This window comes from Paenibacillus solanacearum (assembly GCF_910593845.1).
GTDB classification, from domain to species: domain Bacteria; phylum Bacillota; class Bacilli; order Paenibacillales; family NBRC-103111; genus Paenibacillus_G; species Paenibacillus_G solanacearum.
Genome location: NZ_CAJVAS010000002.1, coordinates 398,759 through 423,136 on the forward strand (window position 1 = coordinate 398,759; position 24,378 = coordinate 423,136).

At 53.4% G+C, this 24,378-nt stretch carries 26 protein-coding genes and 1 other RNA gene; 3 read left to right on the plus strand and 24 right to left on the minus strand.

What is annotated here, in order from left to right; all coding sequences use genetic code 11:
• The first annotated feature begins 60 nt into the window (after window positions 1-60).
• Window positions 61-579 carry a hypothetical protein gene (locus tag KXG62_RS04210; protein WP_218090657.1) on the plus strand — a complete coding sequence of 173 codons (519 nt, stop codon included), beginning with the start codon at window positions 61-63 and terminating at the stop codon, window positions 577-579.
• Between the two features lie 101 nt (window positions 580-680).
• On the opposite strand, the gene KXG62_RS04215 is transcribed toward KXG62_RS04210, so the two are convergent.
• Entirely contained in the window at window positions 681-2,015 is a 1,335-nt protein-coding gene (locus KXG62_RS04215; protein WP_218090658.1) for a PhoH family protein, read from the minus strand.
• Window positions 2,016-2,127: 112 nt separating this feature from the next.
• On the opposite strand from KXG62_RS04215, the gene KXG62_RS04220 reads away from it, so the two are divergent.
• Window positions 2,128-2,679, plus strand: a complete 552-nt coding sequence (locus tag KXG62_RS04220; protein ID WP_343223430.1) for a YhcN/YlaJ family sporulation lipoprotein — start codon at window positions 2,128-2,130, stop codon at window positions 2,677-2,679.
• A 106-nt stretch (window positions 2,680-2,785) separates the two neighbouring features.
• On the opposite strand, the gene KXG62_RS04225 is transcribed toward KXG62_RS04220, so the two are convergent.
• The 13 genes from KXG62_RS04225 to KXG62_RS04285 all read right to left on the minus strand — a co-directional run bounded on the left by KXG62_RS04225 (window position 2,786) and on the right by KXG62_RS04285 (window position 13,013).
• A complete protein-coding gene (locus KXG62_RS04225; protein ID WP_218090660.1) occupies window positions 2,786-3,238 on the minus strand; it encodes a pyridoxamine 5'-phosphate oxidase family protein in 453 nt (150 codons plus the stop codon).
• 134 nt (window positions 3,239-3,372) lie between these two features.
• Complete coding sequence (locus KXG62_RS04230) at window positions 3,373-3,645, minus strand: hypothetical protein (protein WP_218090661.1); 273 nt, start codon at window positions 3,643-3,645, stop codon at window positions 3,373-3,375.
• The gene (locus tag KXG62_RS04235) at window positions 3,642-4,115 is read right to left on the minus strand and encodes a hypothetical protein (RefSeq protein ID WP_218090662.1); all 474 of its coding nucleotides are present in this window, start codon (window positions 4,113-4,115) and stop codon (window positions 3,642-3,644) included. Before KXG62_RS04235 ends, KXG62_RS04230 begins: the two co-directional genes overlap by 4 nt.
• 20 nt (window positions 4,116-4,135) lie before the next feature.
• Complete coding sequence (locus KXG62_RS04240; protein ID WP_218090663.1) at window positions 4,136-4,405, minus strand: YlaH-like family protein; 270 nt, start codon at window positions 4,403-4,405, stop codon at window positions 4,136-4,138.
• A gap of 104 nt (window positions 4,406-4,509) precedes the next feature.
• Window positions 4,510-6,351 (minus strand): translational GTPase TypA, encoded by a 1,842-nt coding sequence (gene typA, locus KXG62_RS04245; RefSeq protein WP_218090729.1) that lies wholly within the window; start codon window positions 6,349-6,351, stop codon window positions 4,510-4,512.
• A gap of 200 nt (window positions 6,352-6,551) precedes the next feature.
• Window positions 6,552-7,220 (minus strand): TerC family protein, encoded by a 669-nt coding sequence (locus KXG62_RS04250; protein ID WP_218090664.1) that lies wholly within the window; start codon window positions 7,218-7,220, stop codon window positions 6,552-6,554.
• Between the two features lie 33 nt (window positions 7,221-7,253).
• Window positions 7,254-8,465 carry a tRNA uracil 4-sulfurtransferase ThiI gene (gene thiI, locus KXG62_RS04255; RefSeq protein WP_218090665.1) on the minus strand — a complete coding sequence of 404 codons (1,212 nt, stop codon included), beginning with the start codon at window positions 8,463-8,465 and terminating at the stop codon, window positions 7,254-7,256.
• A 3-nt stretch (window positions 8,466-8,468) separates the two neighbouring features.
• Window positions 8,469-9,641, minus strand: a complete 1,173-nt coding sequence (locus KXG62_RS04260) for a cysteine desulfurase family protein (protein WP_218090666.1) — start codon at window positions 9,639-9,641, stop codon at window positions 8,469-8,471.
• Window positions 9,642-9,722: 81 nt separating this feature from the next.
• Window positions 9,723-10,427: a lytic transglycosylase domain-containing protein gene (locus KXG62_RS04265; protein ID WP_218090667.1), complete on the minus strand. Its 705-nt coding sequence runs from the start codon at window positions 10,425-10,427 to the stop codon at window positions 9,723-9,725.
• 141 nt (window positions 10,428-10,568) lie between these two features.
• Window positions 10,569-10,994, minus strand: coding sequence for a hypothetical protein (locus KXG62_RS04270; RefSeq protein WP_218090668.1), 426 nt, complete (start codon window positions 10,992-10,994; stop codon window positions 10,569-10,571).
• 36 nt (window positions 10,995-11,030) lie between these two features.
• Window positions 11,031-11,243 carry a DUF1540 domain-containing protein gene (locus tag KXG62_RS04275; protein ID WP_218090669.1) on the minus strand — a complete coding sequence of 71 codons (213 nt, stop codon included), beginning with the start codon at window positions 11,241-11,243 and terminating at the stop codon, window positions 11,031-11,033.
• Between the two features lie 50 nt (window positions 11,244-11,293).
• Window positions 11,294-12,436, minus strand: a complete 1,143-nt coding sequence (locus tag KXG62_RS04280) for a glycoside hydrolase family 15 protein (protein ID WP_218090670.1) — start codon at window positions 12,434-12,436, stop codon at window positions 11,294-11,296.
• A gap of 76 nt (window positions 12,437-12,512) precedes the next feature.
• Window positions 12,513-13,013, minus strand: coding sequence for a YpuI family protein (locus KXG62_RS04285; RefSeq protein ID WP_218090671.1), 501 nt, complete (start codon window positions 13,011-13,013; stop codon window positions 12,513-12,515).
• A gap of 232 nt (window positions 13,014-13,245) precedes the next feature.
• Between KXG62_RS04285 and KXG62_RS04290 the strand changes: the two genes are divergently transcribed.
• A complete protein-coding gene (locus tag KXG62_RS04290) occupies window positions 13,246-15,132 on the plus strand; it encodes a S8 family peptidase (protein WP_218090672.1) in 1,887 nt (628 codons plus the stop codon).
• Window positions 15,133-15,307: 175 nt separating this feature from the next.
• On the opposite strand, the gene rnpB is transcribed toward KXG62_RS04290, so the two are convergent.
• The 10 genes from rnpB to KXG62_RS04340 form a co-directional block, all read right to left on the minus strand.
• Window positions 15,308-15,725, minus strand: an RNA gene (gene rnpB / locus KXG62_RS04295) — RNase P RNA component class A.
• Between the two features lie 61 nt (window positions 15,726-15,786).
• Window positions 15,787-16,902: a Nif3-like dinuclear metal center hexameric protein gene (locus tag KXG62_RS04300; RefSeq protein WP_218090673.1), complete on the minus strand. Its 1,116-nt coding sequence runs from the start codon at window positions 16,900-16,902 to the stop codon at window positions 15,787-15,789.
• On the minus strand, window positions 16,869-17,639 hold the full coding sequence (locus tag KXG62_RS04305; protein WP_218090674.1) for a tRNA (adenine(22)-N(1))-methyltransferase: 771 nt from the start codon (window positions 17,637-17,639) through the stop codon (window positions 16,869-16,871). Before KXG62_RS04305 ends, KXG62_RS04300 begins: the two co-directional genes overlap by 34 nt.
• A complete protein-coding gene (locus tag KXG62_RS33995) occupies window positions 17,639-18,166 on the minus strand; it encodes a hypothetical protein (RefSeq protein ID WP_246627281.1) in 528 nt (175 codons plus the stop codon). Before KXG62_RS33995 ends, KXG62_RS04305 begins: the two co-directional genes overlap by 1 nt.
• A gap of 420 nt (window positions 18,167-18,586) precedes the next feature.
• Window positions 18,587-19,705, minus strand: coding sequence for an RNA polymerase sigma factor RpoD (rpoD, locus tag KXG62_RS04315; RefSeq protein WP_218090676.1), 1,119 nt, complete (start codon window positions 19,703-19,705; stop codon window positions 18,587-18,589).
• A 55-nt stretch (window positions 19,706-19,760) separates the two neighbouring features.
• Window positions 19,761-21,599, minus strand: a complete 1,839-nt coding sequence (dnaG, locus tag KXG62_RS04320) for a DNA primase (RefSeq protein WP_218090677.1) — start codon at window positions 21,597-21,599, stop codon at window positions 19,761-19,763.
• A 40-nt stretch (window positions 21,600-21,639) separates the two neighbouring features.
• Window positions 21,640-22,101, minus strand: coding sequence for a YaiI/YqxD family protein (locus tag KXG62_RS04325; protein ID WP_218090678.1), 462 nt, complete (start codon window positions 22,099-22,101; stop codon window positions 21,640-21,642).
• Window positions 22,102-22,202: 101 nt separating this feature from the next.
• On the minus strand, window positions 22,203-23,012 hold the full coding sequence (locus tag KXG62_RS04330; RefSeq protein ID WP_218090679.1) for a pyruvate, water dikinase regulatory protein: 810 nt from the start codon (window positions 23,010-23,012) through the stop codon (window positions 22,203-22,205).
• Between the two features lie 296 nt (window positions 23,013-23,308).
• Window positions 23,309-24,055 carry a DNA repair protein RecO gene (gene recO, locus KXG62_RS04335; RefSeq protein WP_218090680.1) on the minus strand — a complete coding sequence of 249 codons (747 nt, stop codon included), beginning with the start codon at window positions 24,053-24,055 and terminating at the stop codon, window positions 23,309-23,311.
• Between the two features lie 60 nt (window positions 24,056-24,115).
• Window positions 24,116-24,259 (minus strand): YqzL family protein, encoded by a 144-nt coding sequence (locus KXG62_RS04340; protein WP_218090681.1) that lies wholly within the window; start codon window positions 24,257-24,259, stop codon window positions 24,116-24,118.
• Window positions 24,260-24,378 lie beyond the last annotated feature (119 nt).

Below are 24,378 nucleotides of genomic sequence, written 5' to 3' on the forward strand. Positions count from 1 at the left end.
GTTGCGGCGGCCGGCTTTTTTCCGGATAATAGAGCTATACCAAGGAGCGTGATCAGTCAAATGGAGTATTCGCACAAATGGGCGCTTGCCATGGATCTCCCCGAAGGCAAGCGGGCCGGTTATTATGCGCAGGTCGTCAAAGCATTGGCCGGAAAGGCGTCGCTGTTCGACCGGGAGAAAGAACTGCTTATCTTTTCTTCCGAAGCGGAGCGCAGCGAGGCGGTACCTGTGATGGAGCAGTACGCCATTCCGTGGGACGAGCTGCCGCTGCTGCAGTTGCCCGCCCCGGTGACGCTGTACCGGACGTTCAGCGATTTCGGATTTACGAGCCGGATGGAGAACGTCTATGTATATGCCGATCTCGTCAGCTTGTTTTATCTGGAAGCCGCTTCGGCGAGTAACGAAGCATCCCTGCCCCCTGCCGAGCTGTCCGCCGCTCTTGCGCAGCTGGAGGAGCATCTGCTGGCGGCAAGCGCAGCCGATTCCGGTCATACGCTGTATGCGATCGAATCGCAGCATAGGCCGCTGGCGGAAGGTATCGCCAAAGCGTACGGCTGCTCGGTCCGCTGGGTAGCATAGTCGGCGCATCCGAAAGAACCGCACAAAAAACGCATCAGCTTAACGGCGAACTGGTCGCCGCGGCCGATGCGTTTTTCTTATAGCTCATCTTTGACTTTCGTTTAGAGCAGATCCGCGGCCAGCTGCGCCAAATGGGAACGCTCGCCGCGCTCCAGCATAATGTGTCCGCTGATGGTTTGCTCCTTGAACCGTTCTACGACATACGTGAGGCCGTTGCTTGAGGCGTCCAGATACGGGTGGTCAATCTGCTCCGGATCGCCCAGCAGCACAATTTTGCTGCCCTCCCCTACACGGGACACGATTGTCTTCACTTCATGCTTCGATAAGTTTTGCGCCTCGTCGATGATGATGAACTGCCCCGGAATCGACCGCCCGCGTATATATGTGAGCGCCTCCACCTGGATACTGCCGAGACCATGCAATATTTTATCGATGTCGCCAGGCTTCTTCGTATCGAACAAAAATTCCAGGTTATCGTAAATCGGCTGCATCCAGGGCCGCAGCTTTTCCTCTTTTTCCCCAGGCAGATAGCCGATATCTTTGCCCATCGGTACGACGGGACGGGCGATCAACAGCTTCTTGTACTTCCGTTCGTCCTCCACCTTCATCAGACCGGCCGCCAGCGTCAGCAGCGTTTTCCCCGTTCCCGCTTTCCCCGTCAAGGTCACCAGCGGAATATCGTCGTTGAGCAGCAGCTCCAGCGCCATTCGCTGCTGTGCATTACGTGCCGCGATGCCCCAGATCGGATCATTGCTAAGATACAGCGGCTCCAGCTTCTTGCCGTCGGCATTCACCTTGAGCAGCGCGGATTTGCTCGTTCCCATCTCGTCCCGCAAAATTATAAATTCATGCGGATGAAGCGGATAGCCGAGATTGAGCGACTGAACGCCGAGGAATCGGTACGTATAAAATTCGTCGATCACCGATGGATGCACCCGAATGGTCATATGGCCGCTATAAATATCATCGGCCACGCTCACGATGCGGTCCGACAAATAGTCCTGTGCGGTAATCCCGAGCACGTCTGCCTTGATACGGACCAGCACGTCCTTACTGACTAGAATGACCGGTCTCGGCAAATCGGTACTTTTTTCTTCCAAATGATAATTGAGCGCGACTGCCAAGATCCGGTTGTCGTTCGTCACGTCAGCGAATACTTCCTGCAGCTTGGCGAAGCTCCGGTGGTTCAATTCCACCTTCAACGAACCGCCGCCCGGCAGCTCAATGCCTTCGAACAATCGTCCTTCGCTCCGCAGTCCGTCAAGCATCCGGGAGATTTGGCGCGCATTGCGCCCGAGCTCATCCGCGTTGCGTTTCTTCGTATCAATTTCTTCAAGCACAACGGCTGGAATGATCACTTCATTATCCTCAAAAGCAAATATGGCGTTCGGATCCTGCAATAACACATTGGTATCCAGCACATAAATTTTTTTCATTTGAGTTCCCTCCCAGGCTTGGTGTTTGGCGTGAGTCTACATAGGAACCGCCTTGTGCGGACAAACTAACCAAAACTGATACTGCAAATGAAAGGATGATGAATTTATGCGGATGTTTGTCTTCATAATCTTGTTGTTGTCCGTCGTTATGGCAGGTTGTGCCCAATCACCAAAAAATGGAGCCTCTCCCCTCCAGACAGCTGATCAAAATCGACAAGTGAAAGTCAATCAAACGGCTCCTCAGAAGAAACAAATTCAAGATCCGCGCGCCGTCTCCGACCGTTTGGAGCAAATCGCAACGAGCATTCCGAATGTGGAAAGCGCCAATTGCGTCGTGTTCGGCAATACGGCGGTCGTCGGGATCAATGTGCCTCCCGGTATGGACCGGGCTAAAGTCGGTACCATCAAGCTGTCTGTCGCCGAAGCGTTGAAGAAAGATCCTTACGGTGTGGACGCACTGGTAACTGCGGATATGGATTTGGCCGAACGCTTGAGAAATATTCGAACGAATATGCGGAATGGCCGTCCGGTGCATGGATTGGCGGAGGAAATGGCGGCGATTATCGGAAGAATCGTCCCTCAGATGCCCCGAGACATTCAGACACCGCCGCAAGGAAATCAACCGCAACATGCAGCCCCGAACCGACCTGTCAACCATCCGTAACCGTTAGTAGAACATCTTCCGGCAGAAACCTTCTATACAAATGAAGCGAATCTGCGCGTTATAGCAAAATGCTTGTATTGTTGAAAAAAAGCCTAGAACGAAATTTCTAGGCTTTTTTCATGGCAGTAAACACCTGCGTGTCCAACTTTTCAGCCGCACGCTTGTCATATGTTTTTTCGTATTCAGGCGCGACGGAGATGCGCGATCCGTAAAACATGGCGTCGCGAACCGTCGTGATTTCAATGTCGAAACACGCCAATTTGAACGGAACCTCTTCCAGCGCGTCGACGACCAGCCGGGCATGACCATAAATTGCATGCACGGAACCTGCGCCGATGACCGTCAAGGCGACATTCGGATTTTGCTTTATATTCGTGACGATGCGCGAGCGCTGATCCACGGCAAACCGTACGGTGCTCACGTCTTTGGCGTATACCCAAGAGATTGCATTCATTGCGGTCGCGCTGTTTTCGTGGTCAATCGTGCTCAGCAAGGCAAATGCTTCGGTCTGTAAGAGTTCGTACTGTTGCTCCGATAGAGCTGTGACTAATTCGGCCATGGATTCCCCTCCTGCAAGCATGGTGAAACACTTTCATTATAGCATAGGAACCGTCTTGCAACCACAAACAGATATCATGGACACTCCCTTCGAACCTTGATAACTTATTGTATCAAGAGGAGACGGGTTATATGTCATTCATTGTATTTTGGATTTGAATTTATATCGCTTAACAGCTGCTCCGCCGATTCGCGGTCGTACATTTGCAGTTTCAGCTGCCCGGCGCTGCCGTATTGAATCCGGTACATCGTCTCGTCCGAAGTTACGGCAAATTGCTCCAGATGATGATCTTCCCGCAAAATCTCCTCAAAAAACTGCATCGTTTCCTGCGCCGCCCGGTCGTCGGGTCTAGCTTCGGCCACGATCTTGATCTGAAGCCAGTTGAACAGCGCGTCCTGCAAAGTCATAGGCTCCCATCCTCTCTCAGCATAATGACGTGCAGCCCTTGCTCGTACCAATTCCGCATCGCCCGGATCCAAGGCTCCATATCCAGCTCCGCGATGATGCTGTCCATCCGCTGCGCCGCTTCCGCTGGAGCGATCAGCCGGTGCAGGTAAGCTTCCGCACAATGAGACAGCGGCCATAGCGGTTCGGTATTCGCATCGACATGTGTAAGCGCATCCGATTCTGCCGCGGCCAAGCGAATGACGCCTTCGCGCTCCAGCGCAAACGGCAGCTCGTCCGCGCCGCAAGCCTCAGCTGCTTCATCACCGAGCAGCAGCGCCGCCTTGAACATCAACAGCAGGTGGGGATGCACCTGCTGCACGGCTTGCAGCAGCTGCGCTTTGCGCTCCTCCGGCTCGAGAAGCAGTCTTTCCGGATAAAGCTCCAGCGTCATGCCGTCCCACCGTGCCGGAACGAGCCACCATTTAGCCATAGCAACCGCCTCTTCCCGCGTTATTTTTTGGCCGAACGTTCCTGGATAAAGTAGCGAATACGCACCATGAGCATCAGTGCGACGGCCACGGTAAGCGAAGGGACGATCGGCAGCCCCGCGATCTGGAAAAACATTAGCATAAACGATCCCAGAGCCAGCAGCAAATAAATAATGGCACTCTTCAATACCGGCAGCTTGCGTGTACGAAACACTTTATTGTACACATATGTAATTAAAATAAAAATCAAAAGAAACGTAATCCAAGGATGTTCACCAAACCATTCCGTCAATCGGTCCACCTCCGAAATACATCATACCTATATAGTAATGCGAAATGCCCGCAAGCTGCAAAGAAAAGCTCTGAGCACTCAGAGCTTTTCCCGCATACCTTGCGTTACGCGCCGGCTTCGGCCATCTTGCGATGCTTCTCTGCACGTTCCCGTTCGCTTTTATTCAATATTTTTTTGCGCAGGCGAATCGACTTCGGCGTAATTTCGCAATACTCGTCGTCGTTCAAATATTCCAGTGCCTGTTCCAGCGAGTACAGACGCGGCGTCTTCATCTTCACCGTGTCTTCCTTCGTCGCCGAACGCACGTTCGTAAGCTGTTTCTCTTTGCAAATATTGACGATGATGTCGTTATCCCGCGTATGCTCGCCGACGATCATGCCTTCGTAAATTTCCGTACCCGGCTCGACGAACAGCGTCCCCCGGTCTTCTACGGATAAGATGCCGTACAAGGTCGAATTGCCTGTCTCGCTCGAGACGAGCACACCTTCGTGGCGTCCGCCGACGCCGCTGCCGGCGTAAGGGCCGTAGCTGTCGAAGGCGTGGTTCAAGATGCCGTATCCCCGCGTCAGCGTCAGGAAGTACGTGCGGTATCCGATCAAGCCGCGGGCCGGGATCAGGAACTCCAACCGCACGTTGCCGTTACCGTTGTTGATCATGTTGACCATCTCCGCTTTGCGCGTGCCCAGGCTCTCCATGACCGAACCCATGCTTTCTTCCGGCAGGTCGATGATCAGACGTTCGATCGGCTCCATCTTTTGACCGTCGATCTCTTTAATGATGACTTCCGGCTTCGATACTTGCAGCTCGAACCCTTCGCGGCGCATGTTTTCAATCAGAATGCCGAGGTGTAGCTCGCCGCGTCCCGCTACGATGAACGCATCCGGGCTATCCGTCTCGTCCACGCGAAGGCTCACGTCGGTTTCGATCTCTTTCATCAGACGCTCGCGCAGCTTGCGGGAGGTAACCCATTTGCCTTCACGTCCTGCAAACGGGCTGTTGTTGACCAAGAACGTCATCTGCAAGGTTGGCTCATCGATCTTGAGCACCGGCAGCGCCTCCGGACGGGCCGGATCGGCCAATGTCTCGCCGATATTGATATCTTTGATGCCGGAGATCGCGACGATATCGCCCGCTCCCGCTTCTTCGATCTCCAAGCGCTTCAGCCCTTGGAAGCCGAACAGCTTCTCCACGCGGGCTTGCTTCACTTGCCCTTCGCGGTTAATGACGGCGATCGGTTGCCCTTGGCGTACAATACCGCGGTTCACCCGGCCGATGGCAATACGGCCAAGATATTCGTTGTAATCCATCAATGTCACGAGGAATTGCAGCGGCTCGTCAACGCGCTCCGTCGGATGCGGAATTTTCTCCACGATCGTATCGTACAGCGCCTGCATGTTGCTGTCCTGCTTTTCCGGATCCAGGCTCGACGTTCCCATTAACCCCGATCCGTAGACGACAGGGAATTCGAGCTGATCGTCGTTCGCGCCAAGCTCGATGAACAAGTCAAGCACTTCGTCGATGACCTCGGCCGGACGCGCGTTCGGACGGTCGATCTTGTTGACAACAACAACCGGCGTCAGGTTTTGCTCCAGCGCCTTGCGCAGTACGAACTTCGTCTGCGGCATCGTGCCTTCGAACGCATCGACGACAAGCAGTACGCCGTCGACCATCTTCATGATCCGCTCCACTTCGCCGCCGAAATCGGCGTGCCCCGGTGTATCTACGATATTAATAAGATACTCTTTGTATTTGATTGCCGTGTTTTTTGCCAGAATGGTAATGCCGCGCTCGCGCTCCAAATCATTGGAGTCCATCGCTCTCTCCTGAACCGCCTCGTGCTCGCGGAATGTGCCGGATTGCTGAAGCAATTGGTCGACGAGCGTTGTTTTTCCGTGGTCAACGTGTGCAATGATAGCAATATTACGAATTTTGTCTCTGGAATGCATTTGTCCCAAAACCCTCTCTTAGAAAATAACTTGGTATCCGCATGCTGCTCTTTGGATGAATAAAGCGGAAGCCCGTTCACAAAAGAAGCGTCGGACGTAAGCGCCGACGCTACAATTCACACTTCATTATACGGAGTTTCACTATAAAACGCAAGAAACTGACAATATTTTTAACTTTGCGCTTACAAATCCCGCTTATATTACGAATGCTTCGGCTTCGGTTTGAACACGTATCGCTTCAGCAGACCGGCGCCAATGACGATGACCGTCGTAACGACAGGCACGATGTAATGCGGAACGCCGTGCAAAATCGCTTCAGATACTCTCGTGTCGGCAAGAAACATTTCGCCGGACGTATAGCCGAGAATGCCCGCTCCGATGTAGACGAGAATCGGGAATTTTTTCAACATATTTACGACCAAATTGCTGCCCCAAATGATGATCGGAATACTGAGCCCGATCCCGAGAATGATGACGCCGATCTCGCCTTCGGCTTTAGCGGCGATTGCCAGCACGTTGTCAAGACTCATGACGAAGTCGGCTACAATGATCGTCCAGATCGCTTTGCCCAGCGTAGAAGCTTCTTTGACGTCGGCATGCCCCTCATCGTCGATCAGCAGCTTGACGGCGATCCATAGCAGCAACAACGATCCGGCGGATTGAATAAACGGGATGTCCAATATGTAAACGGCGATGATCGTCAGCACGACGCGCAGACCGATCGCTCCGAAAGCGCCCCACCAAATCGCCTGCTTCCGTTGGCTCACAGGCAGGTTCCGGCTGGCGAGCGCAATGACGACTGCGTTATCGCCGCTTAAAACGATATTAATAAGCATAATTTCCAAAAAAAGCACAAACCAATCCCACATCGATAATACCCTCCTGATATCGTAAACGCATAGTTAAAATAGCGAAGCAAACGGGTCGTTTGTTTTGTTGCGATCGTCCCCGATCCATACCGTTTCCGTGCGGCGCACCGCTTCATCCAATTCAGCTTCCAGCCACGGCATGCTTTGTTCGATGCTCTCGATGACGTTCACATTCGGATTGGTGCTCGGACTCGGCGGCAAAAACAATGTGCAGCAATCTTCGTATGGCAAGATCGACAACGCATACGTATCGATCGATTCGGCAATGTCGATGATCGACTGCTTATCCATGCATACGAGCGGCCGAATCAGCGGCAGCTGGACCACTTGTCCGATGGCGTTCATGCTTCCCAGCGTCTGACTGGCCACTTGTCCCAAGCTTTCTCCGGTGACGATCGCACCGGCCTCCGACGATGCCGCCAGTTTCGCGGCAATGCGCATCATCGCCCTGCGCAGCAGCGTGATGAGCAAGTTTTTATGATAGGCCTGATGAATTTTCGTCTGAACCTCGGTGAACGGCACCATATGCAGCTTGATCGGTCCCGAATAAGCGCTTAGCTTCTCCGTCAAATCTTTCACTTTCTGCTGCGATCTCTCGCTTGTGAACGGATAGCTGTGAAAATGCACCGCTTCCAGCCGCAGCCCTTGCCGCATGGCCAAATAGCCGGCAACCGGGCTATCGATCCCGCCCGAAAGCATAAGCATCGCCTTCCCGTTCGAGCCGACCGGAAAACCGCCTGCTCCTTCCACTCGCGAACAATAGATCAGCGCTTCCTCTTCGCGAAGCTCGATCTTGAGCTCCACTTCCGGCTCCCGGACATCCACTTTCAAATCGGCAAATGCCCGCAGCACATGCCCGCCGATACGACGGTTCATCTCCTGCGAATCGAGGGGAAAGCGCTTGTTCGCTCTGCGCACGTTCACTTTAAACGTACGCGGCGGCGCGGGCAGCGCCTGCATCACTTGCAATGCCGTACGCTCGATCGCCTCCTGCTCCAGCGCAGACGCAAACACCGGGCTGAGCGACGTGATCCCGAACACTTTGCGGAGCGGGTCCATTAACGCTTCCACATCCTGGCCCCCGGTCAGCAGGACGATTCGACCGAATTCCTTGCGGTAAGCAATGGAAGGAAACGGACGCAGCACCCGCTTGACTTGCTCCATTACTTGCTTCTCGAACCGATGCCGGTTGCGTCCCTTGAGCGTCAGTTCCCCTAAACGGAGAACGATTCGATCCGGTCTCATCCGCTACCTCCTTCCGCGCAGCGATGCGGAAGGCTTCAGTCGATCGACCGTTTCCTTCAGCATGCGGCATACATAATCGGCATCCTCCAGCGTCTGCATGAGCGAATAGCTCAGCCTGATACCGCTTACCGCGTTCTCTCGGGGACAACCCATCGCCGTCAATACCCGGCTGGGCTTCTCGGCGCCGGAAGAACAGGCGGATCGCGTAGACACATAAATGCCATGCTGTTCTAAAGCATGCACGAGAACCTCAGACTTCATACCCGGGAACGAAAAATGGACAATGTGCGGCGCCATCGCTGCCGGATCGGAGGAACCGTTCAATACCAGCTCCGGTATTTGCCCGATGCAATCGGTCAGTTTGCCGCGCAGCGCCGCCGTATGCTCGGCAAAGGCCGGCTGCTCTTCCAGCGCAAGGCGAACCGCCTTGGCCATCCCTACAATCGCGGGCACGTTCTCCGTTCCCGAGCGCAAGCCGCTCTCCTGTCCTCCGCCGAGCAGCAGCGGCGACAATTCGACGCCGGCGCGGCAGTACAGGAAACCGATCCCTTTCGGACCGCGAAGCTTGTGCGCCGCGCAGGTCAACAGATCGATCCCGAGCGTTCCGGGCGTCACCGGAAGCTTGCCGATGGCCTGTACCGCATCGACATGTAGCAATGCTGCCGGACTGTGCTCCCGCAGCATGCGAGCGATGTCGGCGATCGGCTGAATTCGCCCGGTTTCGTTGTTCACTTGCATAATGCTGACCAGCGTCGTATCGTCGGTCAATGCTTCCTTGAGCGCGCCGAGCACAATCTGTCCGGTCGCATCAACAGGAAGATACGTGACCTGAAATCCTTCCTTCTCGAGCTGCCGGAACGTTTCATACACGGAGGCATGCTCAATGGAAGACGTAATCAGACGCATGCCTCTGCTGCGGTAGCGGTAAGCGGCGCCGCGAATGGCCAGATTGTTGCTCTCGGTGCCCCCGGAAGTAAACCTGATTTCTTCCGGTTTGCAGCGCAACCCGGAAGCGATCGTCTCTCTGGCGCGGCGAACCAGCCGCTCGGCCTGTACGCCCAGCTTATGCAAAGACGATGGATTGCCGAAATACGTTCTCATCACTTCGGCCATCGTATCGATCACTTCTTCATACATCGGCGTTGTCGCCGCGTTATCCATATAATGTACTTGCATGCTGCCTCCGTCCCCGACAAAAACAAGACCAATCCCTCTGATGCTCCGCGGAGCGTTCAAGGGTTGGTCTCGCGTTCGTCATCATGCCTCATAGTGATGCTTAAGCTGCATTACTTTACGAACATATTGCTGCGTCTCTTCCGGAAGCAGGTGCAGCTTCGCTTCCAGATCGCGGTCGTCCTTAATCCCAAGCTTGTCCAAGCGGCCCGGTCCGGCATTGTATGCCGCGAGGGCAGCGCCAGGATTCCCGTTGTACTTTCTCAGCAGGCCGGACAAATATTTTGTCCCGCCTTCGATATTTTGCAGCGGATCGAACGGATCGGCAACGCCCATCGCCTGCCCGGTCCCATCCATCAGCTGCATCAGTCCCTTGGCCCCGGCACGCGATACGGCGTTCGGGTTAAAGGAGGATTCCGCGTTGATTACCGCCTTGACAAGGGCTGAGTCAACGCCGAACTTGCGGCTGGCCGCCTGAATGGTGCTATCGTAAGCCGGCGGCTGGTCTGCGTTATCGCCGCTTTGGAAGTAATGACTCCAGGAAGAAGTCGCTGCGCGGCCTGCCAGCATCGCAGCCGCAAGCATACTTTTGCCTGTACGCTGTTCGTTCCGGACGTTTCCTTCCTCCGTCTGTCCGTCCTGCTGGCGTGCAAGCAAGCTGTTCAGCAGCCCGGAAAACTCGCTATCATCATCCGATTTCGCCGCTGCTCCGCCGGAAGCAAGCAAGCTCGACCGATTCCATATTTGCAGTTGCAGCAGCTCTTTGATCGTGTGCGGATCCATTCCCATCTTGAAGCCGGCTCTCCTTCAAATGTGCACAAATTTTTCTTATCTGCTTATTGTACACTGTTTTCCTTCGATCAGCTAGACCAAAATAGCAAATATCGACAAAAAAAAGCAGACCGCAAAAGGCCTGCTCAATCAAGACAGCTACGCATACAGCGGAACAAGAAACAAATACCCTGCCAGCGAGATGAGCCCAATGGCCATCGACCAGGCGCCCAGCGCGCGGAAACCGAGCATATAGGCAAAGAAACCAAACAGCGCCGAAGTCGTGCCCAGCAGCGCCGGGTATACGAACAGCGATGCGATGGAGAGCAGCAGCGCGGTATAACCGAGCCAGCGAAACGATTGCGCGCCCTCCACATGTCCGGTATCGCCGTCTGTTTCCTGCAAGTGATCCGCAGCTTGTCTTATATCCGGACGGTAAGCTGCAGGAGGCGCGATTTCCGCCGCGTACTCCTCCTTGTATCCCGACCCGCCGGATTCTTTCTCTATCTGATCTTTCTTGAACCGTTCTTCTGCCATGGCGTCCAATGAATGCGTCTCGCGATGCTTCTTCGGGTTGTCGTTCATTTGGCCACCTTCTCTCCTGAAATTCGCGAGCTGTCGTCAGCTTTGCGATTTTCTAGGCTCGAAGGTGTGACAACAGGTACTTCTGATGTCGGCCGCCTTATCTTGATGCGCATCAAAATCTTGAGCAAATTCGGTCTTGTAATCCACATCGGCATGCTTGTCGACATCGATCCTAATCGTGTCGGCATTGCAGTTGTTGCCCTGCGCCCAATATTCACAGTTGGCTACGCTGCATTTAACTAATGGCATCCTCATCACCCCCATCTCAGCTTGCCCGTTCTGAAATAGGGATATACCCGTTAGCGGTCTTCTTTGAGCATGCTATATAACACCAGATACATGGCATGCGACCATAGAAGCGGCAGCGCCGGCGTGCCCCATCGGCTGACCCATGCATCGTATCCTTCACGGGAAGCCAGCGCATCCGGGACTTGCTCGGGCAGCCTGAGCAGCGCATCCGCTTTGGAGACGATCCACGATAACGATCGTTCCGCTTTCTCTCTGCTGCCGAGGCGCAGCTGAATCCAGCCGTACCATGCGGTCAGCAGCAGCCACTCGCCTCCGCCATAATATGTATCCTCCGCATAGCGGCGTACCCCGCCTTGATCTGTGCGCAGCTCCTGCTCGATTCGGCCGAGCGTCGCCCGGAACGCCGGATGATCCGCAGATACGATGCCAAACGGCTCGCACAGCCAGAGCAAGCTTGCATCGACACCCGGATGACCGATGTCGAATGTCACGGCCTCATCCCGGTAAACCGGCGTGATATATTTCACGAAATGGCCTTCCGGATGAACCATGCGCTCCATTATAAAAGCCATTATTTCGCGGCAGCACGCTTCGAGCGCATCGCTATGGTCGAGCTTTGCGATCCGTTTCAGCCCACCGTAAACGCACGCCAGCGTAGAGGTGTGGACCTGGTCGGGATGCTCTTCCCAGCAATCGAAATTCGGCATGAGCCAAAATGTTCGCAAATAATCGCATGTCGCCTCTACGCTCATTCGATACTTCGCCGGCAAGCTGTTGTGACCCGTCCATTCCAGATGCTCCGCCAGTCCCCAGAGCCAAGCCCCGTATCCGTCCAGCTGAAAATGGCCCCATTCCGAGTTTGTATCGTCTCTTCCATCCACATAATATCGGGTATGCAGCATTTCATGCCGCTGCGGCGCCTCGCCGCGCTTCTTCTTTTCAACCAGTTCGCGAATGTAACCGGTCTTCCCTTCGATGATGCGGCGCACCCAATCGTAAAACAGCTCCGCGCTGCCTGTCTCACCCGCACAGTCCATTGCATAAGCAATGAAGCTGCCGTCACGCAGCCAGCTAAACCCGTACTGTGAAAATAACGGGGAGGCGATGTATCCCCCGCTTGGATGCTGGTTCCAAGCGATCAATCGTTTGCTTGCGACCGCCAAGTCATCGGCGGCGCTCGAAAGATGATTCATCCGATTCCCCCTTAAACAAAAAGAGATGCTTGTCAGCAGCACCTCTTTCCTACATATTATTTCAAACGGGCTGACGTTATACTCGTTCGCCCTGCATTCTTTTTTGCGTAATATAATCGGTTTCGTAGTAAGCCAAATCTTCGCGCAGCGTTTCAAACACTTTCGACAGCTCGATCGTCAGATCGCGCACGACCCGAACCGGCTTTTTGCGGAAACGGATAGCATCTTGTCCTGTGTAAGCGTAGCGCCCGTCTTCGGAATAGCACTCGTTTTTCGGATAAAAGAAGCTGTTAACGCAGTTGTGATACACCTCGTAAAGTACTTTTTCGGAATAATCGACATTGAAATTCGGGCGGCGAAGCGCCACACCCAGCTTTTCGTAAGCCACTTCGCAAAAAACTAGCAAATGTCTGGTATCGGTCAAGAAGCCCTTATAAAATTCTTCCATTGCTTCGTCATTATCCGTGTTAAGCTGCTGCAAAGCATGACCGTTCAGGAACGTTTCCATTTTCTCGATGGCTTCGCTCAACTTTGTTCTTGTCGTTTCGCAAACATTTTTCACATTAAATACTGCCATTTGGGCTAGACCTCCTTAAACTTTGAAACCAAAACGTAGTTATAATCATTGAATACAGTGCCTATCAACATCGTACCACAAATCCAACATAAAAGTAATATACAAAAACCTATCGCTTCCAGTTTCCCGATTGTCATCCGTATGCAAATCGTGTAATTATTCCCCTGCCGCTAAAAAATGCGGATACGTGGGAAATCTAACGATACATTGATGATCTTAGGAGGCAGCAGTCATGTGGAAATACGTGCTTTCGTTTGTATTCCTGATCGTCGGCGCAGCATTGCTCTTCCCTCATGGCGAAGAGCGCATGAAACCGGAATCGATCAGCCCCGCCGCCGAGCTGCAATTGAAACAATCGGCGCTGGAGCAGGATGTCGCAAGAACCGATGAATTGTGCCGAACGCAATGCAGCTACGAGATTGGCCGCGCCGCCAATGATATGAAGTCGAAGCCCGCCGATAAAATCAGCCAGCGGCTGCAGACGCTGCAGAGCGAGCATCCGCACATGGAACGGCTTACCTGGACCAAGCCCGGCGAACCGCTCGACAGAGGTGTCTCGGCAGGCACACTGAAGCCGGCGGTGCAAAGCGCGTTATCCGCTTCATTGGACGAAGCCAAACGTTCGGCGGATCAAGGAAAACCGTATCAATCCCAGCCGCTGCAAACCGGCGAGGGAACCTACTTCGTCATTGGCGTTCCTTCCGACGATGGGTCGACCGCCATTATCGGGGCGGTACGTCAGCAAATTTTGCAGCAGGTGACCGATCATCAGCGAAAAAATTTGCGCATCGTCACTTACCCGAGCGAAGGCCGGTACAAGATCGAATCGGTCGATTCGCGGACGCTGAAGGACGTGCACGTCGACCATCCGGAAGACAACGAAGGCACAAGCCATTATCATATGAACCAAGTCGTCGTCAAATTCAAAAACGAACCGTCGGCGAGCGACCTGGCCCGTATCCAAAAGGAAATCGGCGGCGCTCATATGCAAAAGCTCGGCTATACGTATGTTTTCGAATCCAGCGGCATGGAAGCGAAGCAGTTGATGGACTACTTCAAGAAATGGAACATCGAGTATGCCGAGCCCCATTTCTTGTATTTGACCAACCAAACGGACGAAGCCGCACCTTCCAATCCGCCGAATTCCCAATCGGTGTTCACTCCAAACGATTCGCTCTACCGGCGATATCAATGGAACCTGCCGCTCATCGAGACGGAAGCCGGCTGGAACGTGACGAAAGGATCGGAAGATGTGATCGTCGCCGTCGTCGATACGGGCGTAGATTTGAATCATGTCGATCTGAAGGATCAGCTCGTCAGCGGCTATAACGTCGTCAACCCTGGATCGGAACCGCTGGACGATGTCGGTCACGGCACGCATGTAGCCGGCGTCATCGGCGCGCTGGTCAACAATAACCTCGGGGTCGCGGGCATGAGCTGGTACAATCGCGTCATGCCGATCAAGGTGCTCGACCAGAGCGGCGCGGGAAGCACATACGCCGTCGCACAGGGCATCATCTGGGCGACGGACCACGGGGCCAAAGTGATTAACATGAGCCTCGGCAACTACGCGGACGCACAATTTTTGCATGATGCGATCAAATATGCTTACGATCACGACGTTGTGCTCATTGCGGCAAGCGGCAACGACAATACGGAAAGACCGGGATACCCGGCCGCTTATCCGGAAGTATTCGCTGTCGCTGCGACGGACTCGAACAAGTCGAAGGCGTCCTTTTCCAATTACGGCGACTACATCGATGTTGCAGCGCCAGGCGTAAGCATCGCGAGCACGTATCCGCACAACCAATTCGCTGCGCTATCCGGCACTTCGATGGCCAGCCCGCATGTAACGGCGCTCGCGGCGCTGATCCGTTCGGCGAATCCGAGCCTGAAAAATACCGAAGTGATGCAGCTCATGCGCGATACCGCCATGGACATCGGTCCGGCCGGCAAAGACAAATATTTCGGCTACGGCCTGATCGATGTTGTGGCCGCGCTGAAAGCGGCGGGCGGCAAAGCCGGGACTGCCACGCAGGAAGGCCACACTTCGCGCGACCAACCGCTTGATGAATGGTCCGGCTGGAGCCGCTTCTGGAATCAGCTGTTCGGACGATAAAGCCAATATCAGCGCACAGCAAAAAACCGCCCACTGAGGCGGTTTTTCACATGTTCATCGAGTGCAGCTATTGCGGATACTGTAGTTAACGTCGGCATAGCCTGACGTAACCGTTGCGATTTGATTGACAACTTCCATTGGCTGAAACGCTCAATGTAAGTTGCAGTATGGCTCAAAAGAAAGTTTGCCGTAAGCCGGGTTCTGTGCTTCCAGTGGTCGTAACGGGTGCCACCCTCCCACCGTTGAAGCGACAATCATCTATCTAGGCCAGACATTGCTGCCTGGCTCAAGCGACCAACCCGAACGCCCCTCGGGCAAAGGGTGTCTCCTCTCGAAAGAAAAGACGTGCGTTCCTCTAGGTCTTGCTCCAAATGGGGTTTACCAGGAACAATGTCACCATTGCTCCTCGTGGTCTCTTACACCACGGTTCCACCCTTACCTGATCCGCGCAATTGCTTGCGCGGCCATCGGCGGTCCATTTCTGTGGCACTAGCCTTCAGCTCGCGCTGACTGGACGTTATCCAGCATCCTGCCCTGTGGAGCCCGGACTTTCCTCTCGTGGACAAGCCACCAGCGATTGTCTGTCAAACTTTCTTTTGCAATAGATGCATTTGCTAGTATACAAGGTATGCGGCAAAAAAACAACTGGTGCTTTTACACAAACCGGAACGGTTCCGTATTCAGCTCCGAAGGCACGACGGCCGTCGCCCATTTCCGCTCGGCGAGCTTGCGCTGCAAATACTCGGCGACGCCCTGTTTCATGATTTTCTCCACGTTATGCCCCGGGTCAATCAGAGCGATACCTGCGGCTAACGCGTCATGCGCCGTATGATAGTCGATGTCGCCCGTAATCAGCACATCGGCTCCTTTGAACATCGCATGCTTCATATAGCGACTGCCTGAACCTCCCAATACCGCGGCTTTGCGCATCATTTGGTCGGGATCGCCCACCACCCGCAGCATTGGCACATCGAACGCCTGCTTCACCTGCTCGCACAGCTCAGCCAGCGTAAGCGGCTTCGGCAGCTTGCCGGCACGCCCAAGCCCGAACGTTCTTGTCTTCAGATCGAGCAGATACAGATCATATGCGACCTCTTCGTAAGGATGTGCCTTGAGCATCGCTTGCACGACACGCCGTTCCACACTTTGCGGCACGATCGTTTCAATCCGGATTTCCTTCGCCGTCTCCAGCTTGCCCTGTTTGCCGATAAAAGGCTCCGTGCCTTCCCGCGGCATAAACGTTCCGCTGCCCTCGATGTTGAAGCTGCAATGGCTGTAGTCGCCGATCCAGCCGGCGCCCGCATCGAACATCGCCTGCCTTACTTTATCCGCATAATCAACAGGAACAAAGACGACCAGCTTCTTCAATTTATCCGTATGTACTTCATCGAGCGGCTCGGTGTCGGTCAAGCCGATCGCCTCGGCCATCATATCGTTGATGCCGCCGTCGGCCGTATCCAAATTCGTATGCGCAATGTATACGGCAATGTCATGCTTGATCAGCTTTTCATAAAGGCGTCCTGCCGGCGTATCCGTCTGAATATGCGGCAAAGGACGGTAGATGACGGCATGATGCGCAATAATCAAATCGGCCTGCTCGCGGATTGCCTCCGCTACCACCTCTTCCGTAACGTCCAGCGCAACCAGCACTTTGCGGATATCTTTTTGCAGCGTCCCGATTTGCAGACCGATTTTATCGTCCGGTACGGCATACGCTTTCGGAGCGAGCTCCTCCATCAATTGAATGACGGCCTGGCCTTTTGCGTACATGCAAGCACCTCCTCAATCCTGTTCATCTCGCGGCGAAACTCGCGTTCCTTTTGCTTGGACGCTTCCAAGTCCGACTGAGACAAAGCGGCGCATATTTTCTCCAGCTTCTCCAGCTCGCTGCGCCACTTTTTCACCCAAACCGGAGAAGCTTCTCTCGTCAAATAAGGTCCCATCTTGAGCAGCACATCCCGATCGGCTGTCGTTTCCTCCGAAAAAAGCAGCGGCTCATAGACTCGGGTATACGCCGTATCGCCCGGCTCCGGGGCAACGGCGGTTAATATTTCGTATATTTTATCGTCTTCCTCGACGATGCGCTCTCCAATGAGCGTCCAGCCATGCTCCAGCAGCCATGCACGCACCAGCGATTCGCCGACGTTCGGCTGCAGCACGAGCCTGGATACGCCGTCCAGCTTGGCTTGACCCGCTTCCAGAATCGATGCGATCAGCGCGCCTCCCATCCCGGCAATCGTAATGACGTCGACTTCCCCCGGAGCAATCACTTCCAGACCGTCCCCGCGTCTTACGTCGATGATATGATCAAGACCGGAGGAGCGAACTTGTTTGCCAGCCGCCTCGAACGGTCCGGGATTCACTTCGCCCGCAACTGCGCGAACGATCGTCCCCCGCTCCGCCAAATAGGAAGGAAGCAGTGCATGATCCGAGCCGATATCGGCCAGCCGGCTGCCTGCAGGCACTTGCTCCGCAATCATTTCCAAACGCTTCGATAATCGCAACATTAAAAAACAACCCATTCCGTCCATTTTTTTCGAAAAAAGAAGAGCAGCGCCGCTTCGACCATGATTTTGCCTAACAGCAACCACTGCACAGTCATCTCGCCATATTGCTCCGAATAAAGCATACCATACAATTCCGGCATATACCAAACGATCAGCCCGACGATAAAAAAGACAAAACCGCTCTGGCGGCTTTTCTCATGAACCATCCAGGACATCCAGCAAAATACGATGGCGAGCGGCACCCAGCTCAGTTCCAGCGTTATCCATTGAATCGAAGCAAGCTGATGATGCAGCAGCCATCCATAGCAAAACACCAGACCAACCCACCCGCACAGATGATACAGGGCAAATCGTGAGATCAATCCCGTTATAATCCATATCATGCTGACAAGCACGACATAAGCAACGATCAGGACAGGATCCTCGACGCCATGGATCTTCATCAAATAAACGCCGATAAACAGCCAAAACAATGAAGCCAATCCAAGCAGCACAAGCGCCGCAGGCGGCTCCTTCTCTCGCTTCACCGCACTCCATCCATACAAGCATGCCAAAAAAAGGATCGAAGCTCCGATTTGCATTGGTAAATCAAAAGCGTTAAAATTAAGAGCAATCATACATAAAAGGCATAGCGCGCCGAATACAAGCAACCAAATTTTCCAATTACTGTTACGAACATTCGTGTGATTTAAGCCGAACAACGCCGCTTCCCCCGGCTTTTCTCGGCTGTCTTCCAAATACAGATTGAGCAAAAAATCGCAGTACTGTTCCGGCAGAAGCTTGCTTCTGCGCCAGTGCTCGATTTCACGGATTAACGTTTTTTTCTTTTCGTCCATGACCGGCGTTCCCCCGACTGATCGTATCGTCACTCTTCATTGTTTATCGGCGGATGCCGCATAAAAAATTAGACCTCGCTGCGAAAGGGCAGCAAGGTCTGGAAACAAAGCTTATTCAAGAAAATCTTTAAGCCGTTTGCTTCGGCTCGGATGGCGCAGTTTCCGCAGTGCTTTCGCTTCAATCTGACGAATCCGTTCGCGGGTAACGCCGAATACTTTACCGACTTCTTCCAACGTTCTCGTACGACCGTCATCCAGACCGAAGCGCAAGCGAAGCACGTTCTCTTCGCGTTCGGTCAATGTATCGAGCACGTCCTCCAGCTGTTCTTTCAGCAATTCGTACGCCGCCGCATCGGCCGGCGCAAGCGCCTCCTGATCCTCGATGAAGTCGCCCAGATGAGAGTCGTCCTCTTCCCCGATCGGCGTTTCCAGAGAAACCGGCTCCTGCGCGATCTTCATGATTTCCCTTACCTTGTCGGTGCTGAGATCCATCTCTTTCGCGATTTCTTCCGGTGTCGGTTCGCGCCCCAATTCTTGCAGCAGCTGGCGGGATACCCGAATCAATTTATTGATCGTTTCGACCATATGTACCGGAATCCGGATCGTCCGCGCCTGATCGGCAATAGCCCGCGTAATCGCCTGACGAATCCACCATGTCGCATAGGTACTGAACTTGAAGCCTTTGTCATGGTCAAACTTCTCGACCGCTTTAATCAGGCCCATATTGCCTTCCTGAATCAAATCGAGAAACAGCATGCCGCGGCCAACATAGCGCTTCGCGATGCTGACGACAAGCCGCAAGTTCGCTTCCGCCAGACGGCGCTTCGCTTCTTCGTCGCCCTGCTCGATACGTTTGGCAAGCTGAATCTCGTCCTCTGCCGACAGCAACGGCACGCGTCCGATTTCTTTCAAATACATGCGCACCGGATCGTTGATTTTAATGCCTGGCGGGAGCGACAGATCGTCGTCAAAATGAAATTCGTCATGTTCATGCTCCATCGGGCTCATGCCATGTTCTTCATCCGTTTCGTTGCCAACGTCGATCCCCATTTCCTGCAGCTGCTCGAAAAACTCGTCGATCTGCTCCGGGTCTTGATCGAAGGGGGCCAACTTTTCCATAATATCTTTGTACGTTAAGGAAGAGCGCTTTTTCCCTTGTTCAATCAATTGATCTTTCACTTGTTCCAACGTAAGTTCTGTCTCTATCTCTGTACGTTGATCGTTCGCCATAGTCGGGCTCCCTCCTCCCTAGAATTTCATCCTGACGCGTGGCGCTGACGAAAGATCAGGATGATTTCAACTTCTTTTCTAGGGCTATAATCTCACTGCCTAATTGCAGAGCCGTTGATAGATCCCCTGAACGCTCTGCCTGTTTGATTTCTTTTCTTTTTTGTTCAAGCATCTGCAGCAAAGGAAATTTTCGGATTTCCCGGATGTAATCGTCGATGACGGCATCGTTGATCCCATTCCGGTTATCTATTAACGTCAGCGAGCTCGCTAGGCTCTCCAACTTGTCATCCTGCAATGTACCGATGAACGTGCTGGCATTCGGCTCGCTTCCTTGCGCGTAATACGCATACAAGTACGCAGCCAGCGCCGCATGAGCTTCCACATTGAAATGTTCGCCGAGCTGCTTCTGAACATAACCGGAAATATCCCGGTCCGCCATCATGACGGATAGCAGCTGACGCTCCGCAAATTGATAAGCGGGATAAATCGCCGGGGCTTGTTCACGGGGTTTCCCGTCATTCATAACATTATTCCACGGTTTATCTTTATTATCCCCAAATCTTTCGTTTTTTTCCGACTGGAGCCTGATTTCGTTCAGCTCCTGCATTGCGGTTTCAAACTTGAGTTGAAACTCATTCGTCAGCTCTTTGACGTAATGCTCCCGTTCGATCGGCGATGCGATGGTTGCAATCAGCTTGAAAGCTTGCCTTATATAACGGAGCTTCTCTCCATCCTCCTGCAGCCTGAAATTTTTGCGGTAATACAAAAGCTTATATTTGATCGACGGTACGGCGGATGTAATCACCTCGCGTACGTATCGTTCAGAACCATGCTTTCGAATATACTCGTCTGGATCAAGATTGCCCGGCAGCAGCGCGACGCGAACCGCCAAGCCCGCATTTTCCAGAATCGGGATGCTCTTGTACGCCGCAGTTTGTCCTGCACCATCACCGTCATAAGCAACGACGACGCGATCGGCAAGCCTTCGAATCGCTTCGGCATGCTCCGCCGTCAAGGCCGTGCCCATCGTAGCGACGCCGTTCGTCACGCCGGATTCCCACGACTTGATCACATCCATGTAGCCCTCGAACAACACGAGCTCCTGTGACTTGCGTATATGCGGTCTTGCCAGATGCAGATTGTATAAGGTACGGCTCTTGTGAAACAGCATCGATTCCGGACTGTTCAAATATTTGGGCTGCGCATCGCCCATGGCCCGTGCGGCGAAGGCGATCGTCTGTCCCTTCCAGTCCAGAATAGGGAACATGACGCGATCGCGGAATTTATCGAAATAACCGCTCCCGTCCTGTCTTGCCGAAATTAAACCGCCTTGCTCGAGCAAGGGAAGCGGAAATTGCCTGCCCTCCAAAAACTTGGATAGCGTCTCCCAACCTGCTGGAGCATAGCCAATACCGAAAAGCTCGATCAACGCGTCGGTCATCCCTCTGGAACGCAAATAGTCAAGTGCAGGCTTGCCTTCCGCGGTATTCATCAGCAAATACCGGTACAGTTTCCCAGCCAGTTCGTACGCTTCCAGCAGCTTCGCCCGGTCGGCATTCTCTTTCGTTTCCGCGGCGGTATGCTGCTGCGGCTGCAGTCCGAGATCCAAATGCGCTTCGGCCGCCAGTTTGCGCAGTGCTTGACCGAAAGTAAGCCCCTCGACTTCCGAAATGAACCGGACGGCGTTCCCTCCCGCTCCGCAACCGAAGCAGTGGTATATTTGCTTTTCCGGCGTGACGGTGAAGGAAGGTGTTTTCTCCGAATGAAAAGGACAGAGCCCCTTCAGGTAATGTCCTTGCTTCGTCAGATGAACATGCCGGCCGACGACTTCCACGATGTCATGAGCTTTCAGGACCGCTTCAATCACTTGTTCAGGAATGCGTCCGTTACTCATATTCTCCACCTTCATTCAAATTAACACGTAATACTATTCGCTATTTGGTTTCATTCTCCTGCAAACTTCGCAAAAGTTTTGTCAAACATTGTAGAAAAAAAACACGATCTTCATCCGTCATCGCCCGCGGGCCTTTCGAATGCTTGCCGCCGCGCCGCTGTTTGGCCTGCTCGTGCCGCCGTTCAAGCAAAAAATCGATGGTCCGGTCGCTGTACAACTGTCCGCGATTCGACACGGCCCATGCCTTCTTGCCGAGCGCCAGCGCCGCGAGTCCGAAATCTTGCGTCACCAGCACGTCTCCCGCCTTGATATGGTTGGCGATATACAAATCGACCGACTGGTCCGAACGGTCGACCTGAACGATTTGTATGCCCTCGGCCGGCTGCAGCCGGTGATCGAACGACGCCACCATCAGCACCTGTACGCCAAACTGTGCCGCCGCGCGTATGATCTCCGATTTGACCGGACAAGCGTCGGCATCCACGATAATCTTCATTGTCATGATTTTGTACCGCCGCAAAAAATGTGACTTCAGCCCTACTTATAAATATTATATACGGCAAAATTGCAAAAAATCCTTCTTCACTTCAGGGAAAAAACCGATTAACGCGACCGGTACATGTCAATGATGATGCTTGCCGTTTCTTCAACGGCTTTATTGGATACGTCGATGACCGTGCAGCCGATGCGTTTCATAATCGAATCGGCGTATGCCAGTTCCGTGTCGATGCGTTCCACGTTGGCGTAAGATGCGGTTCCGGGGAGCCCCAGCGTCTTGAGCCGCTCCGTGCGAATGACGTTCAGTTTCACCGGATCGATGCGCAAGCCGACGATTTTTTTGCTCGAAACGGTAAACAGCTGATCCGGCGGAGCAATTTCGGGAACGAGCGGAACGTTCGCCACCTTGAACATTTTATGGGCCAAATACATCGAAAGCGGCGTCTTCGACGTTCTCGATACGCCCACCAGCACGATGTCCGCCTGCAAGACCCCATTAAAATCCCTTCCGTCATCGTACTTCACCGCAAATTCGACCGCTTCAACCTTCTTGAAGTAATCTTCGTCCAGCTTATGGATCATGCCCGGCTGATGGCGCGCTTCCTGATGAAGCGATGCTTCAAGCTTCTCGATAATCGGTCCGAGCAAATCGATGTGGTGAATTCGGTATCTTATGGACTGCTCGATCAAATAATCCCTCAATTCCGGTATGACCAGCGTAAAGACGATAATGCCGTTACGCTCGAGCACCGTACGGATCATCCGGTCGATATCGGAGTTATCCTGCAAAAAAGGAATGCGGCGAATTTCGACCTGTTGCGGATAAAATTGTACGGCTGCGGCGCGAACGACGGCTTCTCCCGTTTCGCCCGCCGAATCGGATGCGACGAATATGACTGGCTTCGTTTGCTGCATGATGCCCCGCCTTTCCGCTATTCTTGCTCTAATCGTCGCGATTAGAGCCGCTGAATCACTCCTTGAAGCGTTCTTATCTAGCTATTACGGCAGGTCTGATCAAATGTTTCACATCTCGTTTTCACAGGCTGAAACAAAAAAACCTCGCCACTATAGCCTGTAGGCAGACCTAGAACGAGAGTTCCTCAAAGGATGTATCATTTCATAATATCATTATGCCCAAATCATGTCAAATATTCTAGTTCACCATCAATTCTGTAACCTGGGCGCCGCAGGCGTTACCTTCTCATACGCCCTCATACGCCGTATTTCTCCATTTGATCCAGAAAATCTCGCGATTTCAACCGAAGCGCCACATGCGTATCCATGTACGACCGCATCAAATGCTTAAGCAGCTGCTTCGTCTGCGGTTTGACATCGATTTGACCGATTCGCCGAACATCCGCTTGAATGAAAAGCTTCAGCATTTTCCCTATTCCCGCTGATATTCGGATCGCCTGAGGATCGCGCAATATGCAGCGTTCGCACAGCATGCCGCCCAGTCCGATGCTGAAGGCCGCCGCTTCTCTGCTCTCCCGGCAAACGACGCACTGCGACAGCTCCGGGGTATACCCTGCAAACATCAGCATTTTCATTTCGTACAAGTGATCGACAATCTCATAATCCTTATCTTCCTGAATCGCCGTCAAACTGCCCTTGAGCTGGTCAAACAGTATAGGCTGCCCCTCCTGATCCCCCAGCATGCGGTCCGTGAGCTCGGCCAAATAGGAGGCGTGCGCAGCCCGGTGCAAATCTTCCCTGATTTTATGGTACGGTTCGATTATTTCCGCATGATTCAGCGTTCCGAGCTGACCGGATTTAAAAAATAAATAATCGCCGAAGGTAAAGAGCTGTGCAGAGGAGCCGAAGCGGCTTTTTACTTTTTTGGCGCCGCGCGCCACAACGCTGAGCTTCCCGTGTTCTCTTGTAAGCAATGTAATGATTTTGTTGCCTTCCCCGTAATCCATACTGCGAATGACAATCCCCTGCACTCTGTACTGCACGCTCAGCCTCTCCCGGTCCCCGTACTATACTTGATTCGTTTGTTTCCCCGAGGGACGAAGCTACTGAACCCAGTCGCCCGGTTCCGCTTCCGGCTCCTCGTCCTCGTCCAACTGATCCACGTCCTTAATCATCATTTCCTTATAAAGCAGGTAGGCATCCACATCTCCGGTCATCGAAAAATACTTCCATGAAAAATCTCTCATGCTTCATCCTCCCTTTGACCAACAACCGATAGGTTCCGTATTCGCTGTCAAAGCGCCGCCGCACTTCGCTGCTTGCCAGATCCCGGCGCTGCCGCCGGATCGGCTGTGAAGCTTCGGCA